Source organism: Janthinobacterium lividum, assembly GCF_011601275.1.
GTDB classification, from domain to species: Bacteria; Pseudomonadota; Gammaproteobacteria; order Burkholderiales; family Burkholderiaceae_D; genus Janthinobacterium; species Janthinobacterium lividum_E.
Window position 1 is genome coordinate 176,831 of the sequence record NZ_JAAOLY010000001.1, and the last position, 24,400, is coordinate 201,230.

At 61.8% G+C, this 24,400-nt stretch carries 20 protein-coding genes and 1 riboswitch; of the genes, 9 read left to right on the top strand and 11 right to left on the bottom strand.

Annotated features, from left to right (window positions below; genetic code table 11):
* Window positions 1–123: 123 nt before the first annotated feature.
* A complete protein-coding gene (locus GYK42_RS00800) occupies window positions 124–3,720 on the bottom strand; it encodes an indolepyruvate ferredoxin oxidoreductase family protein (protein ID WP_166445962.1) in 3,597 nt (1,198 codons plus the stop codon).
* Between the two features lie 300 nt (window positions 3,721–4,020).
* Window positions 4,021–5,148: a 4-hydroxyphenylpyruvate dioxygenase gene (hppD, locus tag GYK42_RS00805; RefSeq protein WP_166445963.1), complete on the bottom strand. Its 1,128-nt coding sequence runs from the start codon at window positions 5,146–5,148 to the stop codon at window positions 4,021–4,023.
* Between the two features lie 125 nt (window positions 5,149–5,273).
* On the opposite strand from hppD, the gene GYK42_RS00810 reads away from it, so the two are divergent.
* The gene (locus GYK42_RS00810; RefSeq protein WP_035823904.1) at window positions 5,274–5,804 is read left to right on the top strand and encodes an Lrp/AsnC family transcriptional regulator; all 531 of its coding nucleotides are present in this window, start codon (window positions 5,274–5,276) and stop codon (window positions 5,802–5,804) included.
* Here the strand turns inward: GYK42_RS00810 and GYK42_RS00815 are convergent.
* The 4 genes from GYK42_RS00815 to GYK42_RS00830 are packed head-to-tail and all read right to left on the bottom strand — an operon-like array spanning window position 5,796 to window position 10,348.
* On the bottom strand, window positions 5,796–6,509 hold the full coding sequence (locus GYK42_RS00815) for a GNAT family N-acetyltransferase (RefSeq protein WP_166445964.1): 714 nt from the start codon (window positions 6,507–6,509) through the stop codon (window positions 5,796–5,798). The genes GYK42_RS00810 and GYK42_RS00815 overlap by 9 nt on opposite strands.
* On the bottom strand, window positions 6,506–7,618 hold the full coding sequence (locus tag GYK42_RS00820; RefSeq protein WP_166445965.1) for a multifunctional CCA tRNA nucleotidyl transferase/2'3'-cyclic phosphodiesterase/2'nucleotidase/phosphatase: 1,113 nt from the start codon (window positions 7,616–7,618) through the stop codon (window positions 6,506–6,508). Before GYK42_RS00820 ends, GYK42_RS00815 begins: the two co-directional genes overlap by 4 nt.
* Before the next feature lie 12 nt (window positions 7,619–7,630).
* Complete coding sequence (locus GYK42_RS00825) at window positions 7,631–8,347, bottom strand: glutathione S-transferase family protein (protein WP_166445966.1); 717 nt, start codon at window positions 8,345–8,347, stop codon at window positions 7,631–7,633.
* 12 nt (window positions 8,348–8,359) lie between these two features.
* A complete protein-coding gene (locus tag GYK42_RS00830; protein WP_166445967.1) occupies window positions 8,360–10,348 on the bottom strand; it encodes a lytic transglycosylase domain-containing protein in 1,989 nt (662 codons plus the stop codon).
* 104 nt (window positions 10,349–10,452) lie between these two features.
* Here GYK42_RS00830 and GYK42_RS00835 point away from each other — a divergent pair, with 104 nt between their 5' ends.
* Window positions 10,453–10,980 (top strand): 5-formyltetrahydrofolate cyclo-ligase, encoded by a 528-nt coding sequence (locus tag GYK42_RS00835; RefSeq protein ID WP_240943360.1) that lies wholly within the window; start codon window positions 10,453–10,455, stop codon window positions 10,978–10,980.
* Between the two features lie 14 nt (window positions 10,981–10,994).
* On the opposite strand, the gene metF is transcribed toward GYK42_RS00835, so the two are convergent.
* From metF to metK, 4 genes are all read right to left on the bottom strand, one after another.
* Window positions 10,995–11,825 (bottom strand): methylenetetrahydrofolate reductase [NAD(P)H], encoded by an 831-nt coding sequence (gene metF, locus GYK42_RS00840; protein ID WP_166445969.1) that lies wholly within the window; start codon window positions 11,823–11,825, stop codon window positions 10,995–10,997.
* Window positions 11,812–12,168 carry a phage holin family protein gene (locus GYK42_RS00845; protein WP_034783534.1) on the bottom strand — a complete coding sequence of 119 codons (357 nt, stop codon included), beginning with the start codon at window positions 12,166–12,168 and terminating at the stop codon, window positions 11,812–11,814. The genes metF and GYK42_RS00845 overlap by 14 nt, the downstream gene beginning before the upstream one ends.
* A gap of 139 nt (window positions 12,169–12,307) precedes the next feature.
* Complete coding sequence (gene ahcY / locus GYK42_RS00850; protein WP_092713571.1) at window positions 12,308–13,732, bottom strand: adenosylhomocysteinase; 1,425 nt, start codon at window positions 13,730–13,732, stop codon at window positions 12,308–12,310.
* Window positions 13,733–13,756: 24 nt separating this feature from the next.
* Window positions 13,757–13,825: riboswitch (S-adenosyl-L-homocysteine riboswitch) on the bottom strand.
* 123 nt (window positions 13,826–13,948) lie between these two features.
* Window positions 13,949–15,115 carry a methionine adenosyltransferase gene (gene metK, locus GYK42_RS00855; protein ID WP_076565088.1) on the bottom strand — a complete coding sequence of 389 codons (1,167 nt, stop codon included), beginning with the start codon at window positions 15,113–15,115 and terminating at the stop codon, window positions 13,949–13,951.
* 188 nt (window positions 15,116–15,303) lie between these two features.
* Between metK and GYK42_RS00860 the strand changes: the two genes are divergently transcribed.
* Genes GYK42_RS00860 through dapF form a run of 3 tightly spaced genes read left to right on the top strand, consistent with a single transcriptional unit; the run spans window position 15,304 to window position 17,920 of the window.
* The gene (locus GYK42_RS00860) at window positions 15,304–16,173 is read left to right on the top strand and encodes a lysophospholipid acyltransferase family protein (RefSeq protein WP_166445970.1); all 870 of its coding nucleotides are present in this window, start codon (window positions 15,304–15,306) and stop codon (window positions 16,171–16,173) included.
* Window positions 16,170–17,045 carry a lipid A biosynthesis acyltransferase gene (locus GYK42_RS00865; RefSeq protein WP_166445971.1) on the top strand — a complete coding sequence of 292 codons (876 nt, stop codon included), beginning with the start codon at window positions 16,170–16,172 and terminating at the stop codon, window positions 17,043–17,045. Before GYK42_RS00860 ends, GYK42_RS00865 begins: the two co-directional genes overlap by 4 nt.
* 11 nt (window positions 17,046–17,056) lie before the next feature.
* Window positions 17,057–17,920 (top strand): diaminopimelate epimerase, encoded by an 864-nt coding sequence (dapF, locus tag GYK42_RS00870; protein ID WP_166445972.1) that lies wholly within the window; start codon window positions 17,057–17,059, stop codon window positions 17,918–17,920.
* Window positions 17,921–17,931: 11 nt separating this feature from the next.
* Here the strand turns inward: dapF and GYK42_RS00875 are convergent, their stop codons facing one another.
* Complete coding sequence (locus tag GYK42_RS00875) at window positions 17,932–19,434, bottom strand: tetratricopeptide repeat protein (RefSeq protein WP_166445973.1); 1,503 nt, start codon at window positions 19,432–19,434, stop codon at window positions 17,932–17,934.
* Between the two features lie 415 nt (window positions 19,435–19,849).
* Here GYK42_RS00875 and GYK42_RS00880 point away from each other — a divergent pair, with 415 nt between their 5' ends.
* The 4 genes from GYK42_RS00880 to GYK42_RS00895 all read left to right on the top strand — a co-directional run bounded on the left by GYK42_RS00880 (window position 19,850) and on the right by GYK42_RS00895 (window position 23,974).
* Window positions 19,850–20,929, top strand: coding sequence for a porin (locus tag GYK42_RS00880; protein ID WP_166445974.1), 1,080 nt, complete (start codon window positions 19,850–19,852; stop codon window positions 20,927–20,929).
* Window positions 20,930–21,107: 178 nt separating this feature from the next.
* Complete coding sequence (locus tag GYK42_RS00885) at window positions 21,108–21,785, top strand: DUF484 family protein (protein ID WP_166445975.1); 678 nt, start codon at window positions 21,108–21,110, stop codon at window positions 21,783–21,785.
* A gap of 7 nt (window positions 21,786–21,792) precedes the next feature.
* The gene (locus GYK42_RS00890; RefSeq protein ID WP_166445976.1) at window positions 21,793–22,740 is read left to right on the top strand and encodes a tyrosine-type recombinase/integrase; all 948 of its coding nucleotides are present in this window, start codon (window positions 21,793–21,795) and stop codon (window positions 22,738–22,740) included.
* A gap of 139 nt (window positions 22,741–22,879) precedes the next feature.
* Window positions 22,880–23,974, top strand: a complete 1,095-nt coding sequence (locus GYK42_RS00895) for a CobW family GTP-binding protein (RefSeq protein WP_166445977.1) — start codon at window positions 22,880–22,882, stop codon at window positions 23,972–23,974.
* Window positions 23,975–24,400 lie beyond the last annotated feature (426 nt).

Consider the following 24,400-nt stretch of genomic DNA (forward strand, 5'->3'; position numbering starts at 1 on the left):
GAGAAACTTTCCAAGAAGAAATTATCGAAAAATTATAATGCGTTTTGCTGGCAAGCGTTGTTTTCTTTGACACAAAAAAATGGCGCCCGCAGGCGCCATTGCTACAAGGTCATTCTCAAACCGTTACGCCACGGTGGCCGCCACGGGGGCTGCCACGACGGGCGGCAGCGGCGTCGGCGCGTTGAAGGCGATCAGCAAACTGGCTTCCTTCTCTTTCGCCGCCTTCAAATGACGCTCCTTCACGTGGCCATAGCCGCGGATGTCTTCCGGGATGCTGGCGATGGCCACGGCTTGCGCCAGCTTGGCCGTCGTCAGTTTCGGCAGCAAGCCGCCCACCGTCGCGCGGTATTCAAGAATCAGCGCGCGCTCCATCTTGCGCTCGGCCGTGTGGCCGAAGATGTCGAACGCCGTGCCGCGCAAGCCCTTGAACTTGGCCAGCACGCCGAACGCCTTCATCATCCACGGGCCGAATTCCTTCTTCACCAGATGGCCCTGGGCATCCGTTTTCGCCATGATCGGCGGCGCCAGGTGGAACTTGAGCTTGATGTCGCCTTCGAACATGGCGGCGATCTTCGCCTGGAAGGCGCCGTCCGTGTACAGGCGCGCCACTTCGTACTCGTCCTTGTAGGCCATCAGCTTGTAAAAGTAGCGGGCCACGGCTTCCGTCAGGCGCAAGTGCGGGCCATTCAGGGCGCTTTCGGCGGCGCGTACCTGGCCGACGAAATCGATGTACTGCTGCGCATAGGCGCGGTCCTGGTAGGCCGTCAGCAGGGCCACCCGTTTTTCGATGATGTCGTCGAGCGTGTCGATGCGCTTGAATTCCACCACCTTGGCTGGTGTTGTCATGCGCACCAGGCTGGCCGCGTCATGCGCACCGGCGCGGCCCCAGTTGAAGGCCGCCTTGTTGAACGCCACCGAGACGTTGTTCAAGTCGATGGCTTTCATGATGGCAGCTTCGCTGAGTGGCACTTTGCCCTTTTGCCAGGCGTAGCCAAGCATGAACATGTTCGTGGCGATCGAGTCGCCCATCAGCGCCGTGGCGATCTGGCCCGCGTCGATGAAGTCCACATGGTCGCTGCCGCAAGCCTTTTCAATTTCCATGCGTGCGGAAGCGCCCGGGAATTGCCAGTCCGGGTTTTTCACGAAGGCGGCCGTCGACGAGCTGGTCGAGTTGATCATGGCCCAGCTGCGGCCTTCTCCCATGCGCGACAGTGCATCGCGGCTGGCCGTGACGATCAGATCGCAGCCGATCACCAGGTCGGCCGCACCCGTGCCGACGCGCGTCGAATGGATATCTTCCTGGCGGTCCGCCAGACGCACGTGCGACATGACAGGGCCGCCCTTTTGCGCCAGGCCGCTCATGTCCAGCACGGAACAGCCCTTGCCTTCCACGTGAGCCGCCATGGCCAGGATCTGGCCGACCGTGACGACACCCGTGCCGCCAATGCCGGTCACTAAAATGCCGAACGGCTCGGCCGTCGAAGGAATCTGCGGCGTCGGCAAGGCCGGCGCGGCTGGCGCGTCCTTGTCGGCGGCAGCAGCCTTCTTCGGCTTTTTCAAGCCGCCGCCTTCCACCGTCACGAAACTGGGGCAGAAACCCGTCGTGCACGAGAAATCCTTGTTGCAGGACGACTGGTTGATCTGGCGCTTGCGCCCCAGTTCCGTTTCCAGCGGTTCCACCGACAGGCAGTTCGATTGCACGGAACAGTCGCCGCAGCCTTCGCAGACGGCCTCGTTGATAACGGCGCGCTTGGCCGGGTCCGGGTATTCATTGCGTTTCCGGCGGCGGCGTTTTTCCGAGGCGCAGGTCTGGTCGTAGATCATGGCCGATACGCCCGGCATGTCGCGCAGTTCGCGCTGCACGTCCATCAGTTCCGAACGATGGCGCACGGTGACGCCTTCCGCCCAGGCGTAGTCGGACGGATATTTTTCCGGTTCGTCGGTGACGACAATAATCGGGCCGACGCCTTCGGCGGCGATCTGGCGAGAGATAATGGCCGGCGATAGCGGACCGTCGAATTCCTGGCCGCCCGTCATGGCGACCGCATCGTTGAACAGAATTTTATACGTGATGTTCACCTTGGCCGAGACGGCCGCGCGGATGGCCAGGATGCCCGAGTGGAAATACGTGCCGTCGCCCAGGTTGGTAAACACGTGCTTTTCATTGGTGAACGGCGCCTGGCCGACCCAGGTCACGCCTTCGGCGCCCATGTGGGTAAACGTCGACGTTTCGCGGTCCATCCACAGCACCATGTAATGGCAGCCGATGCCGGCCAGCGCGCGCGAGCCTTCCGGCACTTTCGTGGAACTGTTGTGCGGGCAGCCGGAGCAGAAGAATGGCGTGCGGTCCTTTTGCGGATCGGGTTTCACGCTGATCGCTTTCAGCACATTCTCTTTGGCTTCCAGGTAGGCGATGCGTTCCTTCACGCGCTGCTCGACCGGGTGGCCCGCGTAATAGCGCGAAATGCGGCTGGCAATGGCGCGCGCGATCATGGCCGGGTTCAGTTCATAGGTTGCCGGCAGCAGCCAGTCGCCGTGACCGGTGCCCTTCTGGTTGCTCCATTCGCCCGTGTCGTCGAACTTGCCGACCACGCGCGGACGCTCGCCATCCTTCAGGTTGTACAGTTCTTCCTTCAGCGCGTATTCGAGGATTTGCCGCTTTTCTTCCACCACGAGGATCTCGTCGAGACCCTTGGCGAATTCGTGCACGCCGTCCGCTTCCAGCGGCCAGGTCATGCCGATCTTGTACAGGCGGATGCCGATGTCGGACGCCGTCTGCTCGTCGATGCCGAGGTCGGCCAGCGCCTGGCGCGTGTCCAGGTACGATTTGCCGGCCGTGATGATGCCGATGCGCGCTTTCGGGCTGTCCCAGATGATTTTATTGAGCTTGTTGGCACGCGCATAGGCCAGCGCCGCATACCATTTATAGCTGTTCATGCGCACTTCCTGCTCCAGCACCGTATCGGGCCAGCGGATGTTCAAGCCGCCGGCCGGCATCTCGAAGTCAAGCGGCAAGGTGATCTGCACGCGGTCAGGATCGAAATCGACGGCGGCGCCCGACTCGATGATATCGGTCACGCATTTCATCGACACCCACAGGCCCGTGTAGCGGCTCATGGCCCACGCATGCAAGCCGTAGTCGATGTATTCCTGCACCGACGACGGGTACAGCACGGGAATGCCGCAGGCGTTCAGGATATGGTCGGACTGGTGCGCCGTGGACGAGGATTTCGCCGCATGGTCGTCGCCGGCCAGCACCAGCACGCCGCCATGCTTGGCGGAACCGGCGTTATTGGCGTGCTTGAACACGTCGCCGCAGCGGTCGACGCCGGGGCCCTTGCCATACCACATGCCGAACACGCCATCGTATTTCGCGTCTTCGAACAAGTTCGTTTGCTGCGTGCCCCAGACGGCCGTGGCGGCCAGGTCTTCGTTCAGGCCCGGGTGAAATTTGACGTGGTGTTCGTCGAGGTATTTCTTGGCCTTGATCGCCGTCATGTCAACGGACGTCACAGGCGAACCGCGGTAACCGGTGATGTAGCCGGCCGTATTCAGGCCCGCCTTCAGGTCGCGCTCGCGCTGCAGCATGGGCAGGCGGATCAGCGCTTGCGTGCCCGTCATGAAGGCGCGGCCACGCTCCAAGGTGTATTTGTCGTTCAGGGAAATCTCGGACGCGTGCGCGCCCGGCTCAAGACTCGAGCCCTTGATTGGTGCATTCATTACTTGTCTCCATTATTCTCTGTGCTACGCGTGCAAAGTCGGTTGAACTCACACGTACCGGCCGCGCCTTGTGGGCAATGCCGGTGCGGAAAAATGACTTGTTTGTCGTAGACTACCACAGGAAGGCGCGCAGTTCTTTGCTGCACTGCACTCCCGTGTTTGTACTTTTTGCTGCTTTTTAGTGCTTCTTTTTGCGGGCATGTCGGGTTACGCCATTCTGGCTAACCCGACCTACATTACTGGCCCCAGCTGTAGGTCGGATTAGCGCAGCGTAATCCGACATCGCGGGCATGAGTCGGCTTACGCCGCGCTCGTATCTTTCAGCACGCCGCGCTTGATCTGGTCCAGCTCGATCGATTCGAACAGCGCGCGGAAATTGCCTTCGCCGAAGCCCTGGTCGCCCTTGCGCTGGATGATCTCGAAGAAGATCGGGCCGATCACCGTCTGCGTGAAGATTTGCAGCAGCAGTTCGCGTTCGCTTTCCGTACTGTGGCCATCGATCAGGATGCGCAAACGGCGCAGTTCTTCCAGCTGCTCGCCATGGTTCGGCAGGCGGCGGTTGACCAGCTCATAGTAAGTTTCAATCGTGTCCTGGAAATCGATACCCGTATCGCGCATGCCTTGCACGGAAGAGTAGATATCGTCCGTACCCAGCGCGATATGCTGGATGCCTTCGCCGTGGTACTGGTCCAGGTATTCGGCGATCTGCGACTTGTCGTCCGACGATTCATTGATCGGGATGCGGATCTTGCCGCACGGCGAAGTCATGGCTTTCGACTTCAGACCAGTATGCTTGCCTTCGATGTCGAAGTAGCGCACTTCGCGGAAGTTGAACAGGTTTTCATAGAAACCGGCCCACTCCTTCATGCGGCCACGGTGCACATTGTGCGTCAGGTGGTCGATATACGTCAGGCCATGGCCGACCGGGTTGGCGACGGCGCCGGGAATGGCGACGAAATCGACGTCATAGATGCTGATGTCGCCGATGCCGCCTGGCGCCGCGGCGTTTTCCTTGTCGGCGCCCTTGCCGCGCCAGCGGTCGACGAAGTACAGCAGGGAATCGCCCACGCCCTTGATGGCGGGGATATTCAGCTCCATCGGGCCGGTTTTATTGTCAAAACCCCAGGCACCCAGTTCCAGCGCGCGGCGGTACACGAAGGCCGCGTCGTCGACGCGGATGGCGATGGCGCACACGGACGGGCCGTGATGGCGGGCAAAACGCTGCGCGAACGAATCTTGTTCGGCATTGATGATGAAATTGATGTCGCCCTGACGGTACAGGGTCACATCCTTGTGGCGGTGGCGCGCGATGGCCGTGAATCCCATGTTCTCGAACAGCTTGCCCAATGCTTTTGGGTCTGGTGCTGCATACTCGACGAACTCGAAACCATCGGTACCCATCGGGTTATCCCAAGGCTGAAATTGCATGATGTCTCCTCCTAGAAGTAGCGCACAGTATAGGCGCGGTCTGTGGGCATTAAATGCCAAAGATCTCCCGAACAATCATGATTTGCGCAATAATATTGCGTGAAACAAGAACCACCGGAGGAAGCATGAGCAAAATTACGCTGGATAAAACGGATCGCAAGATCCTCGCCGTCCTGCAGGCCGATGGCCGCCTGTCGAACCAGGATGTGGCCGAGCAGGTCAGCCTGTCGCCGTCGCCATGCTTGCGCCGCGTCAAACGGCTGGAAGAAGCGGGCGTGATCCGCCAGTACGTGGCCCTGCTGGACCCGGAAAAGATCGGACTGGGCTTGCTCGCCTACGTCAACGTGCGGCTGGAAAAGCACAGCGACGCCTCCGCCCATGCCCACAGCACGGCGCGCGTGCTGGCGCCGAATCTGGTGACGAACACGTCGCCGCGCGCCGACTTCGCCGTGGCCGTGGCGCAATGGCCGGAAGTGGTGGCCTGCTACGCGATGACGGGTGAAATGGATTATCTGCTGCGCGTGCACGTGGAAGACATGGAGCATTTCTCGCGCTTCATGATGGCGACCCTGCTGCGCCACCCGGCCGTGCTGGACGTGAAATCAAGCTTCGCCTTGCAGCGCATCAAGGATACGACGGCCCTGCCCTTACTGTGACGGCGGTGACGGCGGCCCGGGCTTCTTCTTGCGGCCCGGCAAGCGCTCGAACAATTTGCTGGCGGCGCGCGCATTCGCCTTGAACGTGTAGTCGAACATGGCGAACTGCTCCTGCACGGCTTCTTGCAACATGCTGCTCGGATTCGGCGGCAACAGTTTCAGATATGCATCGGCTTCACCATAGTCGCGCTGGATTTCCATGCCCGCCTTCTTGGCGATATGCATCATCGTCTTGTTGGACGACAGACAATGCATGTACAGGGTATCGACATCGTTGTTGCGGCAGTGAATTGCCGCCCGCTCGAACAGTTTCGACCCCACGCCCATGCCGCGCATGGATTTCGACACGGACACGCCAAACTCGGCCACCTGCTCCTTGTCCGTCACGACGCTTTTCGCCGGCGACTTGTCCTTCGGCGCGAACGCCAGATGCCCCACGCCCACCAGCTTGAACAGGCTGTTATAGACGCCGTAGACCATGTCGCGCGAGAAATCCATCTTTTGCACGTACTGGGCGACGAGCTCATCGGGCAAGGCGCTGCCGAAGCGCAGCAGGCGGTCACTTTTCTCGAGCGACAGGAAATGCTTCATCATGCGGCGCCGGTCGCGCTCATGCAATTGCTTGACGAGCACGGTCGGACGCCCGCCGTCGCTACGGCTGAGCCAGCGGCGAAACGGGTTCTGGAACAATTTGGGCAGGGTCATGGCAGCTCCGTGCTGCTGATCGCGTTCGTGACGGCCTCGACCCGCGCTGCATGGATGAGCTCGGGAATGCGCTTCGGTTCGTGTGCGCAAGCTTGTGCCAACGCGCCCGCATCGACGCCGCGCACGGCCGCCAGCATGGCTTGCAGCCAGGCGGACTGCGGGAACGCCGTATCCTGGGCTTGCACATTGCAGGCGATGGCGTCCAGCATCTGCACGAAGCGCTGCGGCTTGCGCAGTCCGTCGCAGCGTTCGCACAAGCGCACCAGTTCCCCGGCGTTCAAGGCCAGCGCACCGGCGACGGCGACCTGCTCGCGCGCCGCCATCACGGCCAGCTCGCGGCAATCGTTGGGCACGCGCAGGCGCTCGCTGAGCGCGTTGATCTGCTCAAGCGGCACGGCCAGCATCAGCACAGCAAAGCGCACGCACAGTGCGTGGCCTGCGCCCGCCGCGCTGTCGATCACGTGCAGCAAATGTTCGTTGATTATCAGCTCCGGCAGGATGCGCGCCAGCGCGCCGCATTCCTGCAACACCGTCAACATGCGCGACGGGTGGCTTTCCATCAATCCCTTGGCCACTTCCTGCCATACGCGCTCGGCCACCAGCGCGTCGACTTCGCCGTCCAGCACCATTTGACGCATGAGGGCCATGGTGACCGGTGCCACCGTAAACCCGTCGAAGCGGGCGGCAAAGCGGGCCAGGCGCAAGATGCGCACGGGGTCTTCGCCAAACGCATGGGAGACGTGGCGAAACACTTTGTTCTGGATATCCTCGATGCCGCCGAACGGGTCCGTCAGGCTGCCATCTTCGGCTTGCGCAATGGCGTTGATGGTCAGATCGCGCCGCACCAGGTCGTCTTCGAGGGTAACGTCGGGCGCCGTGTGGAAGACAAAGCCCCGGTAGCCGGGGGCCGTCTTGCGTTCCGTACGGGCCAGCGCGTACTCTTCCTGCGTCTTCGGGTGCAGGAAGACGGGAAAATCCTTGCCGACGGGCCGGAAGCCCTGGCGCAGCATGTCATCCGGCGTGGCGCCGACGACGACGTAATCGCGGTCTTTCACGGGCAAGCCCAGCAGTTGGTCGCGCACCGCGCCACCGACCGTGTATATCTTCATAACGCTCTTTTCTTAGTCAGGCAATTCCGCGTCGTGCTTGGGTGCCGTTTCCGTTTCCGCCAGCGCTTCCGCGATCCAGCGGGCCACGGCCGGGTGCGCCTGCACGCGCTCGCAATACGCGTTCAGCGCCGGCGCCAAACTCACGCCATAGGTACGGAAACGCATGACGACGGGGGCGAAATACGCATCGGCGATGGAAAAGTCGCCAAACAGGAACTGGTGGTGGCCAAAGCGCGATAAACATTCTTCCCAGATTTCGCTGATGCGGCCGATGTCGGCCTGCGCGGCGGCCGTGCGGCCCCGTCCCGGCAACTTCGCCCTGATATTCATCGACATGTCCGTGCGCAAGCCCGTGAAACCGGAATGCATTTCCGCGCAGACACAACGCGCCATGGCGCGCGCGGCCACGTCTTGCGGCCACATGTGCTTATCGGGAAACTGCTCGGCCAGGTATTCGCAGATGGCCAGGCTGTCCCAGATCGTGATTTCGCCCGCCAGCAGCACGGGGACCCGGCCGCAGGCCGAATACTCGGCAATTTTCGTCGCCGTATCGCTTTGATCGAGCAGCACGCGCACTTCCTGGAACGGGATGCCGAACGCCGTCATGGCCACCCACGGTCGCATCGACCATGATGAGTAATTCTTGTTGCCGATGATGAGGGTCAGGCCCGGCTCGCGCGCGGCGGCCAGGGTTTGCGTCAGGCTGGGATCAAGGATGGTCGTTTGCATGGTCGGCTATCTTTAGTTGGATGATGGCAAGTCGGCCGCGATGGCGCTGTTTTTCGGCCCGACGGTGCCCAGGCGCGCCTTCAGCGACTGCGGGCTCTTCTCGAACAGGGCCGCGTAATACGTGGCGTTGGCCATCACGTTTTTCACGTAGCCGCGCGTTTCCGTATACGGAATGATCTCGGCAAAGACGGCGCCTTCCAGCGGACGGGTCATGGTGGCGCGCCAGATGCGCAAGCGCCCCGGTCCCGCGTTATAGGCGGCGCTGGCCAGCACTTGCGAACCGTCGAGACCGCCAAGCACCATGTTCAGGTAATTCGTACCCAGCAAGACGTTGGTGCGCACGTCGCTCAAGGTTTCCGTGACGAAATCCGTCAAACCGATCTTCTTGGCCACATAACGGGCCGTCGACGGCATCACCTGCATCAGGCCGGACGCACCCACGTGCGACTGCGCATCCATGATGAAGCGCGATTCCTGGCGGATCAGGCCGTACACCCAGGCTTTGTCGAGACCCAGGGTTTGCGTGGCCGGATGCATGACGTCGTCGTGCGGCGTCGGATAGCGCTGCGTATAGTCCACTTCCAGGCGCGTGCGGTCCGAAGTGTTGACCATGCGGTCGAGCACATTGTTCTGGCGCGCAAATTCCGCAGCCGCCAGATGCTGGCGATCCGTCATCGAACGCAACTCCCAGTTCCACTCGCGCGTGCCTTCGAAGCGCAAGCGCATGTTGAAGAATTTCAAGGCCCGCTGCAAGCCCGGATTGGCGGCCATGGTGGCGATTTCCGCCGGCGTGATGGGCTGGCCCGGCGGCGGCAGCACCAGGTGGTTGCCCAGCTCTTCATTGGCCAGCAAGCCATAGAAATTCGATTGCTCGGAAATCGTGCGGTACAGGGCGTCCGCCTGCGCGTTCGGACGGCCCGGTGTTTCCGCCTGCTGCGCGCGCGCCAGCCAGTACACCCAGGTGGGATCGGCACGCAGGGACGCCGGCATGGCCTGGATGGCGGCCTTGACCAATGGCCAGTTGCCTTCGCGCAAGGCGATACGCGCCTTCCACTGCATCTGTTCCTGGGTCAATGGCGCACCATTGGTTTTTTGCCAATATTCGAATGCTTCCGGCGCCAGCGAATACGACGCTTGCAGGGCCAGGCTGGCCCAGCCGATGGCCTGTTCCTGCGCCGTCAGCTGCGCACTGGCCTTTTGCAGGGCCACCACGCCCAGCTTCAAGGTGCTTTTCGCCATGCGGCCGACAGCCACCAGGTACATCTCGTGGTCGGCGCGACTCAGACCCGGTCCCTTGGCCAGCACCAGCGCCGGCAAATCGATCGCCTGCGCCATCTTCGCGTCGGACGCGCCCAGCAGCAGCGCGATGCGGCGCGCCGGGCCCGTGGCGTTGGTCTGGCCCGCCAGGCGGATCTGCGCCCACAGGTCGTTCGTGTCGAACTGGCCGTTTTGCGCCAATACCGCGATCAGGCTGCCGCACGCTTCGCCATAGCCGGGCGGAGACACCAGCAAGTTGCGCGCCTCGGCCGCCACGTTCTGCCCCTTGGCCGCGCGCGACATCAGCGCGTAGCACTTGAGCTGGGTGTCGTCGTCGAGGGCGAATTGCGGGTATTGTTCATCGAACACGACCCAGTCGCGCTTGCGGCCCAGCTCCAGCAGCCAGTCGTTGCGGAAACGGTCGGCGATGGCGCTGCCCTTGTAGCGGTTCAGGTAATCGCGAAATTGCGCCTCGGTCAGCAGTTTGATGCGCGGTTTCAGCCGATAATAGTCAACATACGATGGAATCTGGTAATTCGTCAGGCGCCCCGCATAAAAGTCGGCTTTTTCGACGTCATCCTTGCGCGCGGCGTCGCGCAGCAGCAGGAAGGCATCGTCCTCGCTGCGCGTGTCGGGGGCGGCTGGGGATACGGTGGTCGATACCTGGGCCAGGGCGGCCAGGGGAGACAAGGCCGATGCAACACACAGCATCGTGCCGGCAATCCATTTCAGTGGGGAAATCAATGTACGACTCTCAATCTTAACTTGATGGTGATATGAATAGCGACCCTAGAATAACATGCGATCCGGCTACACGGCCACCCATTGCGCCACAGGAAAAAGCCGGCTTGCGCAAAGCCTTGCTGGCGGCCCGGCGCGCCCTGCCCGATGCCATGCGCGCAGGGTGGGATGCGGCCATCGCGCAGCGCCTGCTGGACTGGTGCGCGCAGGAAAATGTCAAGGAACTGGGCGTGTACTGGCCCCTGCATGGCGAGCCGGACTTGCACGACGCGTATGCGCAGCTGGCCGCGCGCGGCGTGCAATTAAGCTTGCCGGTGGTGCTGGAAAAGCATGCGCCGCTGGCATTTAGTGACTGGACGCCGGGCGAGCCCATGGTCAAGGATGGCATGGGCGTGGCCGTGCCGGCCCGGTTGCGCCTGTGCCCGGCGCCCGCCACCCTGTTGGTGCCCTGCCTGGGATTCAATGAGGAACGTTACCGGCTCGGCTATGGCGGCGGCTATTACGACCGTACCCTGGCGGCTACGTCGCGTCCGCGCACGGTGGGCATCGCCTATGCGTGCCTGGCGACCAGCTTTCCCAACGGCGAATACGACATCGCCCTCGATCACATCATGACCGAGGGCGACCTGTACTGACGAAACAGGACGGTTTACTTCACCAGGCGATGCCACAGTGCGGTCGTGGGCGCCGCCTGGTTCATGCTATAGAAATGCAAGCCTGGCGCGCCGCCTTCCAGCAGGCGTTCGCACAAGCCCGTCACCACGTCCAGGCCAAAGGCCTTGATGGACGCGCTGTCGTCGCCGAAGCTGGCCAGTTTCAGACGCACCCAGCGTGGAATTTCCGCGCCGCACATGTCCGAAAAGCGCATCAGCTGCGTGTAGTTCGTGATCGGCATGATGCCGGCCACGATGGGCACGTTGATGCCCATCTTCTGCGTCTGCTCGACAAACTGGAAATACGCGTCGGCATTGTAGAAGTACTGGGTGATGGCGGCATTGGCGCCAGCCTGCACCTTGCGCGCGAACGCGTTCAAGTCGTCCTGCGGCGAACGGGCTTGCGGGTGCACTTCCGGATAGGCGGCCACTTCGATATGAAAATGGTCGCCCGTCTCGGCGCGGATGAATTCCACCAGCTCGTTGGCGTAACGGAACTCGCCCGAAGCGCCATAGCCGCTGGGCAAGTCGCCGCGCAAGGCCACGATACGCTTCACGCCGGCCGCCTTGAAGTCAGCCAGCACGGCGCGGATCGATTCGCGCGAGCCACCAACGCAAGACAGGTGCGGTGCGGCCTGTTCGCCGGCCGCCAGGATCTCGCGCACGGTGTCCAGGGTACCCTGCTGCGTGGTGCCACCGGCGCCAAAGGTCACGGAGAAATACTTCGGATGCAACTCAGACAACTTGACACGTGTGGCGCGCAGCTTTTCCGCCCCTTCCGGGGTTTTCGGCGGGAAAAACTCAATACTGAAATTATGCTTTTCCATCGTCATTACTCAAAAGTAAGGTCGACAGGGCCCAGGAAATGATGCTGTACAAAATGGCGCCACCCACGGCAGACCAGAAACTGGCGACATGGAAACCATCGATCACCTGTGCCACGAGCCAGAACAGGAAGCCATTGATGATCAGAATGAACAGGCCCAGCGACAAGAACGTCACGGGCAGGGTCAGCAGGATCAGCAAAGGACGGATCAGCGCATTGACCAGCCCCAGCACGGCAGCGGCCAGCAGCGCGGTCCAGCCGCTGCTCATCGTCACCGAGTGCATCAGGTAAGGGACGGCAAACAGGGCTGCCGCATTGATAAACCAAATCAGTAGCAAGCGCATTTCTCTAGCCTGTCAAAGAAAGTCAGGCCGGCAACAGCCGGCACAAAAGATAGACCGATCAGTCTTGTTGCCTCAGGAACCGTAGCGAGCGGATGCGCGGCGTAGCCGACAAGCGCAGTAGGTTCATGAGGCAACCATCTTAATAACGGTAGTGCTCTGGCTTGTATGGACCTTCCGTGCGCACGCCAATGTAGTCGGCTTGCTCTTGCGTCAGTTCCGTCAGCTGCGCATTCAACTTTTTGAGTTGCAGGCGGGCGACTTTTTCGTCCAGGTGTTTTGGCAGGGTGTACACGCCGACCGGGTAGTTGGCCGTGTTTGCGTACAGTTCGATCTGGGCGATCGTCTGGTTGGCGAACGACGAGCTCATCACGTACGACGGGTGGCCCGTACCGCAACCGAGGTTGACCAGACGGCCTTCGGCCAGCAGGATGATGCGGCGGCCCGACGGGAAGATGATGTGGTCGACTTGCGGCTTGATGTTTTCCCACTCGTATTGTTTCAACGAAGCGACGTCGATTTCATTGTCGAAGTGACCAATGTTGCAGACGATGGCCTGGTCTTTCATGCGCGTCAGGTGATCGTGCGTGAGGATGTGGTAGTTGCCCGTGCAAGTGACAAAGATATCGCCGTGTTCGCAGGCGTAATCCATGGTCACGACGCGGTAGCCTTCCATCGCCGCCTGCAGTGCGCAGATCGGATCGACTTCCGTCACCCATACTTGCGCCGACAGGGCGCGCATGGCTTGCGCGGAACCCTTGCCGACATCACCGTAACCGGCGATGACGGCGACTTTGCCGGCGATCATCACGTCGGTGGCGCGCTTGATGCCGTCGACCAGGGACTCGCGGCAGCCGTACAGGTTATCGAATTTCGATTTTGTGACGGAATCGTTCACGTTGATCGCAGGGAAAGCCAGCTTGCCTTCCTTGTGCATCTGGTACAAGCGGTGCACACCGGTCGTCGTTTCTTCCGTCACGCCGAGGATTTCCGGCAGACGCTTCGAGTACCAGGTCGGGTCGGCCAGCAAGTGTTTCTTGATCGAGTTGAACAGGCAGATTTCTTCGTCCGAACCGGGGTTGGCCAGCACCGACAGGTCGGTTTCCGCGCGCACGCCCAGGTGCAGCAGCAGGGTGGCGTCGCCGCCATCGTCGAGAATCATGTTCGAATAGACAGCCTTGCCGTCCACGTTCGGCCATTCGAAGATGCGGTGCGTGTATTCCCAGTAGTCGTCCAGCGACTCGCCCTTGACGGCGAACACAGGCGTGCCGGCGGCAGCGATGGCGGCGGCGGCGTGGTCTTGCGTCGAGTAAATGTTGCACGATGCCCAACGCACTTGCGCGCCCAGTGCTTCCAGGGTCTGGATCAGCACGGCGGTCTGGATGGTCATGTGGATGGAACCGGTGATGCGCGCGCCTTTCAAAGGCTGCGCTGCCGCGAATTCTTCGCGGATGGCCATCAGGCCAGGCATTTCCGTTTCAGCAATCTTGATTTCTTTGTCGCCCCATGCGGCCAAGGTGATATCGGCGATGGTGTAGTCGTGTTGCGATTTGAGTACGGCGTTCATCACGCCCTCCTTTCAGTTGAAAAAGGTACGTGAGCGCAGTTGCAGGATATTCCGAGCCTGGCGAATTTCTTCGTCGCAACGCTCCTCGGACGGGGGATTTTAACATTGTCAAGGGCGCCGCGCCAGCCTGTTCGCCACGTATTGCCATGTAACAACACATAAAAAAAGCGCCTACGGCCAGCAGGCCGGGGCGCTTTTCTTGCAAGTCTGACTAGATTACTTCAGGCCGGCGGCGTCGCGCAGCAGTGCGACCTTGTCCGTGCGTTCCCACGTAAATTCCGGCTCTTCTCGGCCGAAATGGCCGTAGGCGGCGCTCTTCTGGTAGATCGGGCGCAGCAGGTCGAGCATTTGCACGATGCCTTTTGGACGCAAGTCGAAGTGCGCCAGCACCAGCTTGGCGATTTCCGTATCCGGAATCACGCCCGTGCCTTCCGTGTAGACGGTGATGTTGATCGGCTTGGCCACGCCGATGGCGTAGCTGACCTGCACCTGGCATTGGCGCGCCAGGCCGGCCGCGACGATGTTTTTCGCCACGTAACGGGCCGCGTAGGCTGCCGAACGGTCGACTTTCGACGGGTCCTTGCCCGAGAACGCGCCGCCGCCGTGCGGGGCTGCGCCACCGTAGGTGTCGACGATGATCTTGCGGCCGGTCAAGCCGCAATCGCCTTGCGGACCGCCGATGACGAAACGGCCCGTCGGGTTGACGAGGAATTTGGTCTCCGTCAGCCATTCGCGCGGCAGGATGGGCTTGATGATTTCCTCGATGACGGCTTCTTCGATCTGCTTGTGCGAGATTTCCGGCGCGTGCTGGGTCGACAGCACGACGGTGTGCACGCCGACGGGACGGCCATCGACGTAGCGCAGGGTCACTTGCGATTTCGCATCCGGACGCAGCCATGGCAAACGGCCATCCTTGCGCAGCTGCGACTGGCGCTCGACCAGGCGGTGCGCGTAGTGGATGGCGGCAGGCATCAGCTCGGCCGTTTCATCGCAGGCATAACCGAACATCAGGCCCTGATCGCCAGCGCCTTGATCCAGGTCAATACCCGCGCCTTCATCGACGCCTTGCGCGATGTCCGGCGATTGCTTGTCATAGGCCACGAGCACGGCGCAACCCTTGTAGTCGATGCCGTATTCCGTGTTGTCGTAGCCGATGCGTTTGATGGTTTCGCGCGCAACTTGAATATAATCCACATTGGCATGCGTGGTAATCTCGCCAGCCAGCACCACCAGACCCGTGTTGCACAGGGTTTCGGCAGCCACGCGGGCGGCTGGATCCTGGGTCAGGATGGCGTCAAGGATGGCGTCGGAAATTTGATCGGCAACCTTGTCGGGATGGCCTTCCGAAACGGATTCGGAAGTGAAGAGATAGTCGTTTGACATTGCAAGCTCCTGTTTACTATGTGAATGTTCTGTCGCAGTAAAGAGGATTTTGCCTGCGACGCTTTAGCGATATTTATATTCCGCTTCGCAAGTTGTCTATTAACTCAGCGGTTACTGCATACGTGGTATTTTACGCTTCTTAAAAAATTTTGGCACAGCAACACGCCATTCCTGGAAACCGCTTATACATGTTAGTCCCAATTTTCCGCTTCTTGTCCATCTTTCCCCTGCCCGTCCTGCATGGCCTGGGTGCCGCGCTCGGCTGGGTGATTTACGCCATTTCCCCGTCCTACCGGCGCCGCATGCGCGAGAACATGCAGGGTGCGGGGTTTTCGCAACACTTGCACACGGCCGTGGCCGAAGCGGGCAAGAGTGTGCTGGAACTGCCCTTCATCTGGTGCGCGCCGGCCGAGCGCGTGGCGCGCCATGCGACGGTGGAAAACTGGGAACTGGTGGAAAAAGCCCTGCAGCACGGCCGCGGCATCGTCTTCCTGACGCCGCACCTGGGTTGCTTTGAAATCGTCGCCCAGCAAATCGCGCTGCGCACGCCGCTCACCGTGATGTACCGCCCGCCCAAGCGCGCCGCATTGAAACCGCTGATCGAAGGCGCCCGTGCGCGCGAAAACCTGATGCTGGCGCCAGCCAATATGTCGGGCGTGCGCATCTTTGCCAAATGCCTGAAAAAGGGCCAGCCCATCGGCCTGCTGCCCGACCAAGTGCCGCAGGAAGGCGAAGGCGTGTGGGCCGATTTCTTCGGCCGCCCCGCCTACACCATGACCCTGCCGGCCAAGCTGGCGCAGATGGGCGGCGCCGAAGTCATCATCACCTACGCCGAACGCCTGCCGGGCGGGCGCGGCTATGTCGTGCATTTCGTGCCGTTCACCGAGTCGCTCGACAGCACTTCGGCCGAGCAGGCGCGCACCATCAATGCGGCCATGGAGCAATTGATCGCGCGCAGCCCGGCGCAATACCTGTGGAGCTACAACCGCTATAAAGTACCGCGCGGCGCACCGCCGCCCACACCTGCGACACCCGATGCCGCCGGGGAGCAGGCATGAGACTGCTGATCGCCTTCATGTGGCTGCTGCACTGGCTGCCTTTACCCATCCTCGGCCGCTTCGGCGTGGCCGTCGGCAGCCTGCTCTTCATCGCCATGCCCACGCGGCGCAGGATCGCCCTGACGAATCTGCGCCTGTGCATGCCGGAATTGACGGAGCAACAGCGCGTGGCCCTGGCGCGCCAGCATTTCCAGGCGTATTCGCGCAGCGTGTGGGAACGCAGCATCCTGTGGTGGTCGTCGGAAGCACGCCTGAACCGCCTGATCAAGAAGGTGCCCGCCTTCCCGGGCCAGCAGATCGCGGCCAAGCCGACCATCCTGCTGTGCCCGCACTTTGTCTGCCTCGACGTGGCCGGCGCCGCCACGGCCATGGAAATTTCCGCCTCGTCGATGTATGTGCAGCAAAAGAACGCCGCCTTCGACCAGGCCCTGCGCAACGGTCGTTCGCGCTTCAAGCCGCCCAAGCTGTTTACGCGCCAGGACGGCATCAAGACGATTTTGCGCGCGCTGCGCGACGGCTTGCCGTATTTCATGCTGCCAGACATGGATTTCGGCGAAAAGGATGCGGAATTCGTGCCCTTCTTCGGTGTGCCCGCCGCCACCCTGACGGCCACGGCGCGCCTGGCGCTGGCCGCCAAGGCGCAGGTCATTCCCGTCATCGCCACCTTCCTGCCCAACTACCAGGGCTGGCAAGTGACATACTATCCGGCGTGGGACGATTATCCGGGCGACGACATCACGGCCGCCACGCGCCGCATGAACGAGTTCATCGAGGAGCGCGTGCGCGAAGCGCCGGCCGAGTATTTCTGGACGCATAAACGCTTCAAGACGCGCCCGGAAGGCGAAGCCTCGTTCTATAACCAGCAAAAATGAAACGCCAGAACATGAAACTGCAATTTACCAAGATGCATGGCGCCGGCAATGACTTCATCGTCATCGACGCCATCAACCAGGATATCGATTTCACGCCAGCCCAGTGGCAGCGTTTGGCCGACCGCCGTTTCGGCATCGGCGCCGACCAGATCCTCGTCGTGGAAAAACCGCGCCTGCCCGGCTGCGACTTCCGCTACCGCATCTATAACAACGATGGCGGCGAAGTCGAGCAATGCGGCAACGGCGCGCGCGCCTTCGTCAAGTTCGTCAGCGAAAAAGGCTTATCCGACAAGGCCAGCATCCGCGTGGAAACCATGGCCGGCGTCATCGCGCCCCGCCTGGAACTCGACGGCAGCATCACGGTCGACATGGGCGCGCCCGTGCTCGAGCCCGCGCTGGTGCCGTTCGATGCGGCGGGACTGGACGGCGTGACGGAGGGCAGTGATCTGCTGTGGCCGCTGGACCTGGCGCTGCCGGGTCACACGGCGCCCGTGCTGGTGTCCGTCGTGTCGATGGGCAACCCGCATGCCGTACAAGTGGTCGACGATGTCGACGCGCAAGACCTGGAAGTGACGGGCCCGCGCATCGAGCACCACCCGCGCTTTCCCCGCAGGGTCAATGCCGGCTACATGCAGATCGTCGACCGCCAGCACGTGAAACTGCGCGTGTTTGAGCGGGGCGCGGGCGAAACCCTGGCGTGCGGCACGGGCGCCTGCGCCGCCGCCGTGGCCGGCATCCGTCGAGGCTTGCTCGATTCCCCCGTGCGCATCAGCGCGCGCGGCGGCGAACTGTCGATCGCCTGGCAAGGTCCCGGCCATCCCGTGCTGATGACGGGCCCGGCCGTGACCGTGTTCGAAGGCACGATCGAGCTGTAATCAACGCTGCATCATGCCGCCAGGAACTGCTGTTCCTGCGTGGCGTCGAGCTCCGCCAGGTAGCACTTCAGGCGGTACAGACGCTGCCGGTAATTGCCTTCCGGCCCCGCCACGCCGCAATCGACGCGCTCGAACAAACGCACCACCTGGTCGAGCAGCTGGCGCTCCTGCGCCGTGCGGATCAGCACCAGGCGCCGCTTGCCGCGCCCATGCGTGGCGCTGATATCGATCAGCAGGCAATGGCCCTGGTCGGCCGCATGGATATCGAGCAGCAGCGCCTCGGCACGCGACAGATGAAAGCAGCGCGCCAGCGCCAGGCGCGCCGCCAGCAGGGGATGGTTCTGGCCCAGCTGGCGCAAATGCCCATCGGCGCGCATGGCGGTGCACTGGCCCCAGTCGCCGGGCTCGCCTTGCGGCGCGATTTTCGCCAGCGCCGCTTCCGCTTCACTGCTGCCTTGCGCCTGCGCCTGCAGCAGCCAGTACGCAGCCCGCACATCGTTGTTGACGCCATCGCGGCGGTTACGCCAGGCATGCATGCCGCACTCGAGCTGGGCCGGGCCATGCCCCAGGTCGGCGGCACGCTCCAGGCAGAAATGGGCCTCGAGCACATTGCGCTGGGAAAATTCCGGTTTCGTATAAATTCGCGACAGCACGAACCAGGCTTCGGCCAGTCCCTGCTCGCCAGCCTGCGTCAGCCAGCGCACGGCACGCTTGAAATTGGCCGCGCCATTGCGCGTGGCCAGGCGCCGGCCGTGCGCATCCATGCGCGCATAGCCGAGTCCCAGCTCCAGCTGGGCCGTGCGGTCGCCGCCATGCGCGGCCAGCTCGCAGCACTGCCAGCCCTCGGCATCGCCGCCGGGCGCCAATGCCTGGGCGCAACGCGACAGCAACAGCACCTGCTGCGCGTCGAGGGCGATCGTGCGCGTACCGGCCGCCGCCTGGCGCTGCAACAGCTCGCGCGCCAGCAGCAAGCCTTGCGACAGGAAGCCCGCATGGTTGCCCTGGCTCCACGCCTGCTCCAGCCAGGCGTGCAGCGGCGTGTCGCCATCGATGGCTTGCTTGCCAGCGGCGCTGGTGTCGGGCCCCGGTGTCGCGGATGATTTTTCTTGCAGGGATAACAACCATTGCGCATCGGGCAAACCGGCGCGCACGGCGGCGTCGAGCGCCACGCGCGCCTTGGCGCGCACGGCGTCACAGTGACTGGCGGCATTGCCCAGCACCAGTTGCGCCAGCACCAGGCCCGCCTGCACCAGACCCGCATCGAACGCTTGCGCGTAATAGGGGATCAGCGCATTGGCTGCCGGTTGCGCCACTTCGAAAGGCACGTGGGCGCCTATCAGCAAGCACGCTTCGTGGCTATCCTCCTGGGCCGCCCGCGCCAGCCAGTGCAAGGCGGTCGGCAAGCTTTGCGGCACCCCTTGGCCAAACAGATACACCCGCCCCAACGCCAGCTGGCAAGCTACATCGCCAGCACGTGCGCCCTTGATCAATCCTAATGTTTCGCGATTTGCCATCGATTCTCGATATTGAGTCAATGATTCTAATAATAGTAAGCCGTCTCCAGGCCCATCAGTGCAGGCCTTCCCTTAGTGTAACGTCCTTGTGTCATAAATCCGCCAAAGCGGACTCAAGAACTTGATTCAACGCAACAATGTCCTGGCCCGGACATGCCAAGATTGCAAGGCGCCGCTACGCTGGCGATGGGAGAACGCTGGCCATCGGCGCACGAGTGGCAAAAATCGCGCGTTACAAAAATACAACAGGGGCATGCAGTTATGCCGCTTTTCACCAATCTTTTCACGCACATTTGACCAATCCCGCACGTCTTGCGCGCCGACGAATTAAGGTTCATTCATCGAAACGCGACAGTTAGCGCATTTCAATCTGCTCGGATCTCGGACGGAACTCACTTTTAATAGGGAATAAGACATGAAAAAATCACTCGTTGCCCTCGCACTCTTCGGCGCCTTTGCCGCAACCGCACAAGCGCAGTCGTCCGTCCAAATCTACGGCACGATCGATGCAGGCCTGGGTAAAGCGACTGGTTCGACCACCGCCGTCACCAAGCGCGACAACAACAAACTGGGCTTCAAGGGTACGGAAGATCTGGGCAATGGCTTGAAAGCTATTTTCCAACTGGAAATTCGCTATGAGTCCGACACCGGCACCGTAGAAAACACGTCGGGCGCCAATTCGCGTCCGCTGTTCCAGGGTCAAAGCCGCGTCGGCCTGCAAGGCAACTTCGGTACCGTACGCCTGGGCCGTGGCCTGACCGCTTTCCAGGAAACGAGCACCGGTTTCGAACCATGGTCGGGCATGCCTACGCCAGCCGGTTTCCAGACCGATCTGACCGTTGCCGGCTACACCAGCGATCCGCTGAGCGCGCCAGGCAACTCGCGTAACCGCTTCTCGAACGCCGTGTTCTACAACTCGCCAGTCATCAGCGGCTTCCAGTTCAACGCCACCGTGGCCGCCAAGGAAGCGAACAACAACGCCCCCGTTGCAGCCACCGTGCGCAACCTGACGACGAACGCCACCGGCAACTTCGCCCTGCCAGCCAATGTGGCGCCAGCGTCGAACCCGTACTCGGTGTCGGCAACCTACAACAACGCCCAGTTCGCCGCCATGGCCGCCTACGAGCGTAACGGCCTGCAAGCCAAGCTGTGGTCGGTCGGCGCATCGTTCAACCCGATCGCGGAATTGAAACTGATGGCATCGTACCAGCATCAGGATGACGGCAATTTCAAAATCGTCAATACCGACACCAAATCGTGGGTGCTGGGCGCCAACTATGACGTCGGCCCAGGCAAGATCCGCGCTGGCTACGGTCAAAAAACGCCGGACGGCGTCGCCAAGACCAAGCAGGCATCGCTGGGCTACGACTACAATCTGTCGAAGCGTACCTACCTGTACGCAGATATTTCGAACAAGAAGTCGGCTAGCGTCACCAACTACAACAACACCACCTCGGTCAACTACATCGGCCTGGGCTTACATCACAACTTCTAATGCCACGTAATCACCCTTCATGGGTGATTGCTGAGCAAGGAATGCAAAGCGGCATGGGCAACCATGCCGCTTTTTTCATGGGCGCGCGGAAAATGCACAGGCGCCGCGCCCTTTGCGCCTAAGCCGCCGCACTCTCGGTTAGAATGAAGCGTTCAACTTTCACTGACAGACATTCTCAATGACCGCCACACTCGATTCCAGCACCGTCGCCCAGTACCTGAGCGAGCATCCGAATTTCTTCGAAGAGCATACCGCCCTGCTCGGCGAGGTCAAGCTGAGCAGCCCGCTGACGGGACGCACCATCTCGCTGCAGGAACGGCAGATGGAAGTGATGCGCGACAAGTACAAGGCGCTCGAGCTGCGCATGTCCAAGCTGAGCCGCGTGGCCGAGGAAAATGGCGATATCGCCAGCAAGTTCCACGGCTGGAACCAGGCCATGCTGCAGGTGCGCAGCGATGCGGATATGCCGCGCGTGCTGGTCGACGCCTTGCAAAGCAATTTCGACGTGCCTTACGTCAGCCTGCGCCTGTGGCAAGTGCTGCCGGAACATGCCGACGGCTGGTTCACGGAAGATGTGACGGCTGACGTGCGCATGTTCGCCAACAGCCTGCAAACGCCGTACTGCGGCAGCAACCGCGATTTCGAAGCCGTGCACTGGTTGCAGGCGGACAAGATCGAATCGACTGTCATGATCGCCCTGCGCGCCCCGAACACCATGGGCACCTTCGGCTTGCTGGTGCTGGGCTCGCCCGACAGCGAACGCTTTACGTCGAGCATGGGCACGGATTTCCTCGTGCATATCGGCGCCACAGCCAGCGCCGCCCTGGCCGCGCTGCGCGCCGGCTCGCCAGCCTGAGAACGCCGTGGGTGACGCGCGCGGCAAGGCGGAGTGGCTCGACGCCTATCTGGCGCAGCTGGCCACGCAGCGCAAGCTGTCGCCGCATACCCTGGACGCCTATGGGCGCGACCTGCGCGCCTTGCTGGAACTGAGCGGTAATACGCCGTGGACGGCATTGGCGCATAACGAAGTGCGCCGCTACACGGCCAAGCTGCACGCCGGCGGCCTCGACCCGCGCTCGATCGCCCGCAAGCTGTCGTCGTGGCGGGGCTTTTTCAACTGGCTCAGCGGTGAAACGGCGCTCGACGCCAATCCCGTCGACGGCATCCGCGCCCCTAAGCGAGCCAAGACCTTACCCAAAGCCCTGTCGGTGGACGACGCCGTGCGCCTCGTGGCGCCTGCACAACACCAGCAAGGCGCCGCCGAGCCGGAGCAAATGTGCAACCGCGCCATGTTCGAACTGCTGTATTCAAGCGGCTTGCGCGTGTCTGAACTGACCAGCCTGGACACCCATTACTGCAAGGCCGACGGCGGCCAGCCCGCCTCGCTGGGCTGGCTCGACATGGCCAGCTTCGAAGTCATCGTCACGGGCAAGGGCAGCAAGATGCGCAAGGTGCCCGTCGGCAAGGCAGCCCTCGTGGCCCTGACCGCCTGGCTGGGCGTGCGCCCGCCGGCCGCCGATGGCAGCGCTGCCTTGTTTTTAAGCACGCGCGGCACGCGCATCTCGCCCCGGGTGCTGCAACTGCGCCTGAAGGCGCACGCGCTGGCCACGGAAATTCCCGCCAATGTGCACCCGCACGTGCTGCGCCACTCGTTTGCCTCGCACGTGCTGCAATCGTCGGGCGACTTGCGCGCCGTGCAGGAAATGCTGGGCCATTCCAGCATCACCTCGACCCAGGTCTACACGGCCCTCGATTTCCAGCACCTGGCGCACGTGTATGACCAGGCGCACCCGCGCGCCAAGGTCAAGTAGACAGCCGCGCCCCTTGGCCAGCCTGATCCATATCAAGCGGATCGGCCCGCATTTGCAAGCTTTTGCAAAATTCCGGCATAATCGTCCGCATTCTTCCGCTTGCGCGGCGGCACCACCGATTACAGCATAGGCATCCTTCATGGCACTGATTCCAACCACCATCCTCACCGGCTTCCTGGGCGCAGGCAAAACCACCTTGCTCAACCGCATACTGCAGGAAGACCATGGCATGCGCATCGCCGTGATCGAAAACGAGTTTGGCCAGGAAAACATCGACAATGAAATCCTGGTGCAGGATAGCAACGAGCACATCATCGAGATGAACAACGGCTGCATCTGCTGCACCGTGCGTGGCGACCTGATCGTGGGCCTGACGGAACTGGCGCGCAAGCGCGACGCCGGCCTGCTGGCGTTCGACCGCGTCGTCATCGAAACGACGGGCCTGGCCAATCCCGGCCCCGTGGCGCAAACCTTCTTTGTCGACGAAGAAGTGGGCAGCCACTATATGCTCGACGCCATCATCACGGTGGTCGATGCCCGTCATGCCATGAAGCAACTCGATGAATACGAGGAAGCCCAGCGCCAAGTGGGCTTTGCCGACAAGCTGCTGCTGTCGAAAACCGATCTCGTCAGTGAAGACGATGTGGCCGCCCTGACCCGCCGTTTGAAGCGCATCAATCCCCGCGCCCCGATCGCCAAGGTCGATTTTGGCCGCGCGCCACTGGCCGAGGTGCTCGACATCCGCGGCTTCAACCTGAATGAAAAGCTGGAACTGGATCCGGATTTCCTGGCCACGGAAACGGCGCACGTGCACGATCATGACCATGCAGATGAGCACAAGCATGGCCACGATCACGCGCATGAACACAAGCATGAGCACAGCGACGCCTGCGCCACCGATTGCAGCCATGCCGACCATCACCATGCGCAGCACAGCGACGATATCGCCGCCTTTGTTTTCAAGAGCACGCAACCGTTCGACAGCGCCAAGCTCGACGAGTTCCTCGGCGGCCTGGTGCAAGTGTATGGCCCGCGCATGCTGCGCTACAAGGGCGTGCTGTTGATGCAGGGCGCCGAGCGCAAGGTGGTCTTCCAGGGCGTGCACCAGCTGATGGGCAGCGACCTGGGCGCCAAATGGGGCGAAAACGAAGTACGCGGCAGCAAAATGGTGTTTATTGGCAAAAATCTACCAAAAGACATTTTTATTCGCGGACTCGAACAATGTTTGGTATAAACTAGCCGGGTTTTGCAAAGTATCCGTTGCAAAGCAGAAACAAAAGGGAAAGTTAAGCACGCTTTCCCGCTGTCCGACACCCATCTTGCTGGTATAAACCAACAAGTAGCCGTCTCTGATCGGCTAGTCAACAAATCGGGATGGCAATATAAAGCAAAGCGTGCCAAAATCAGCGACGAAAACGGCCCATGTCGTTCGCCTGTCATGAAATGCTGGCAAACTGCCGCTGGCCGCATGCCAGGCATGCAACCGATCCACCCAACACGCCTGTTGACGCGCGCATAGCGCGACTGGCATAGAGCGGTAAAAAGTTATCAACATGGCACTTTAGCCGGCCGGTAGTCCTGGCTTACACCGGCAAGCCAAGGTCGCACGCAGTACAGCGGGACAGCAATGCCAAGCGGAACCTGTACAGTTGCTCGGTAT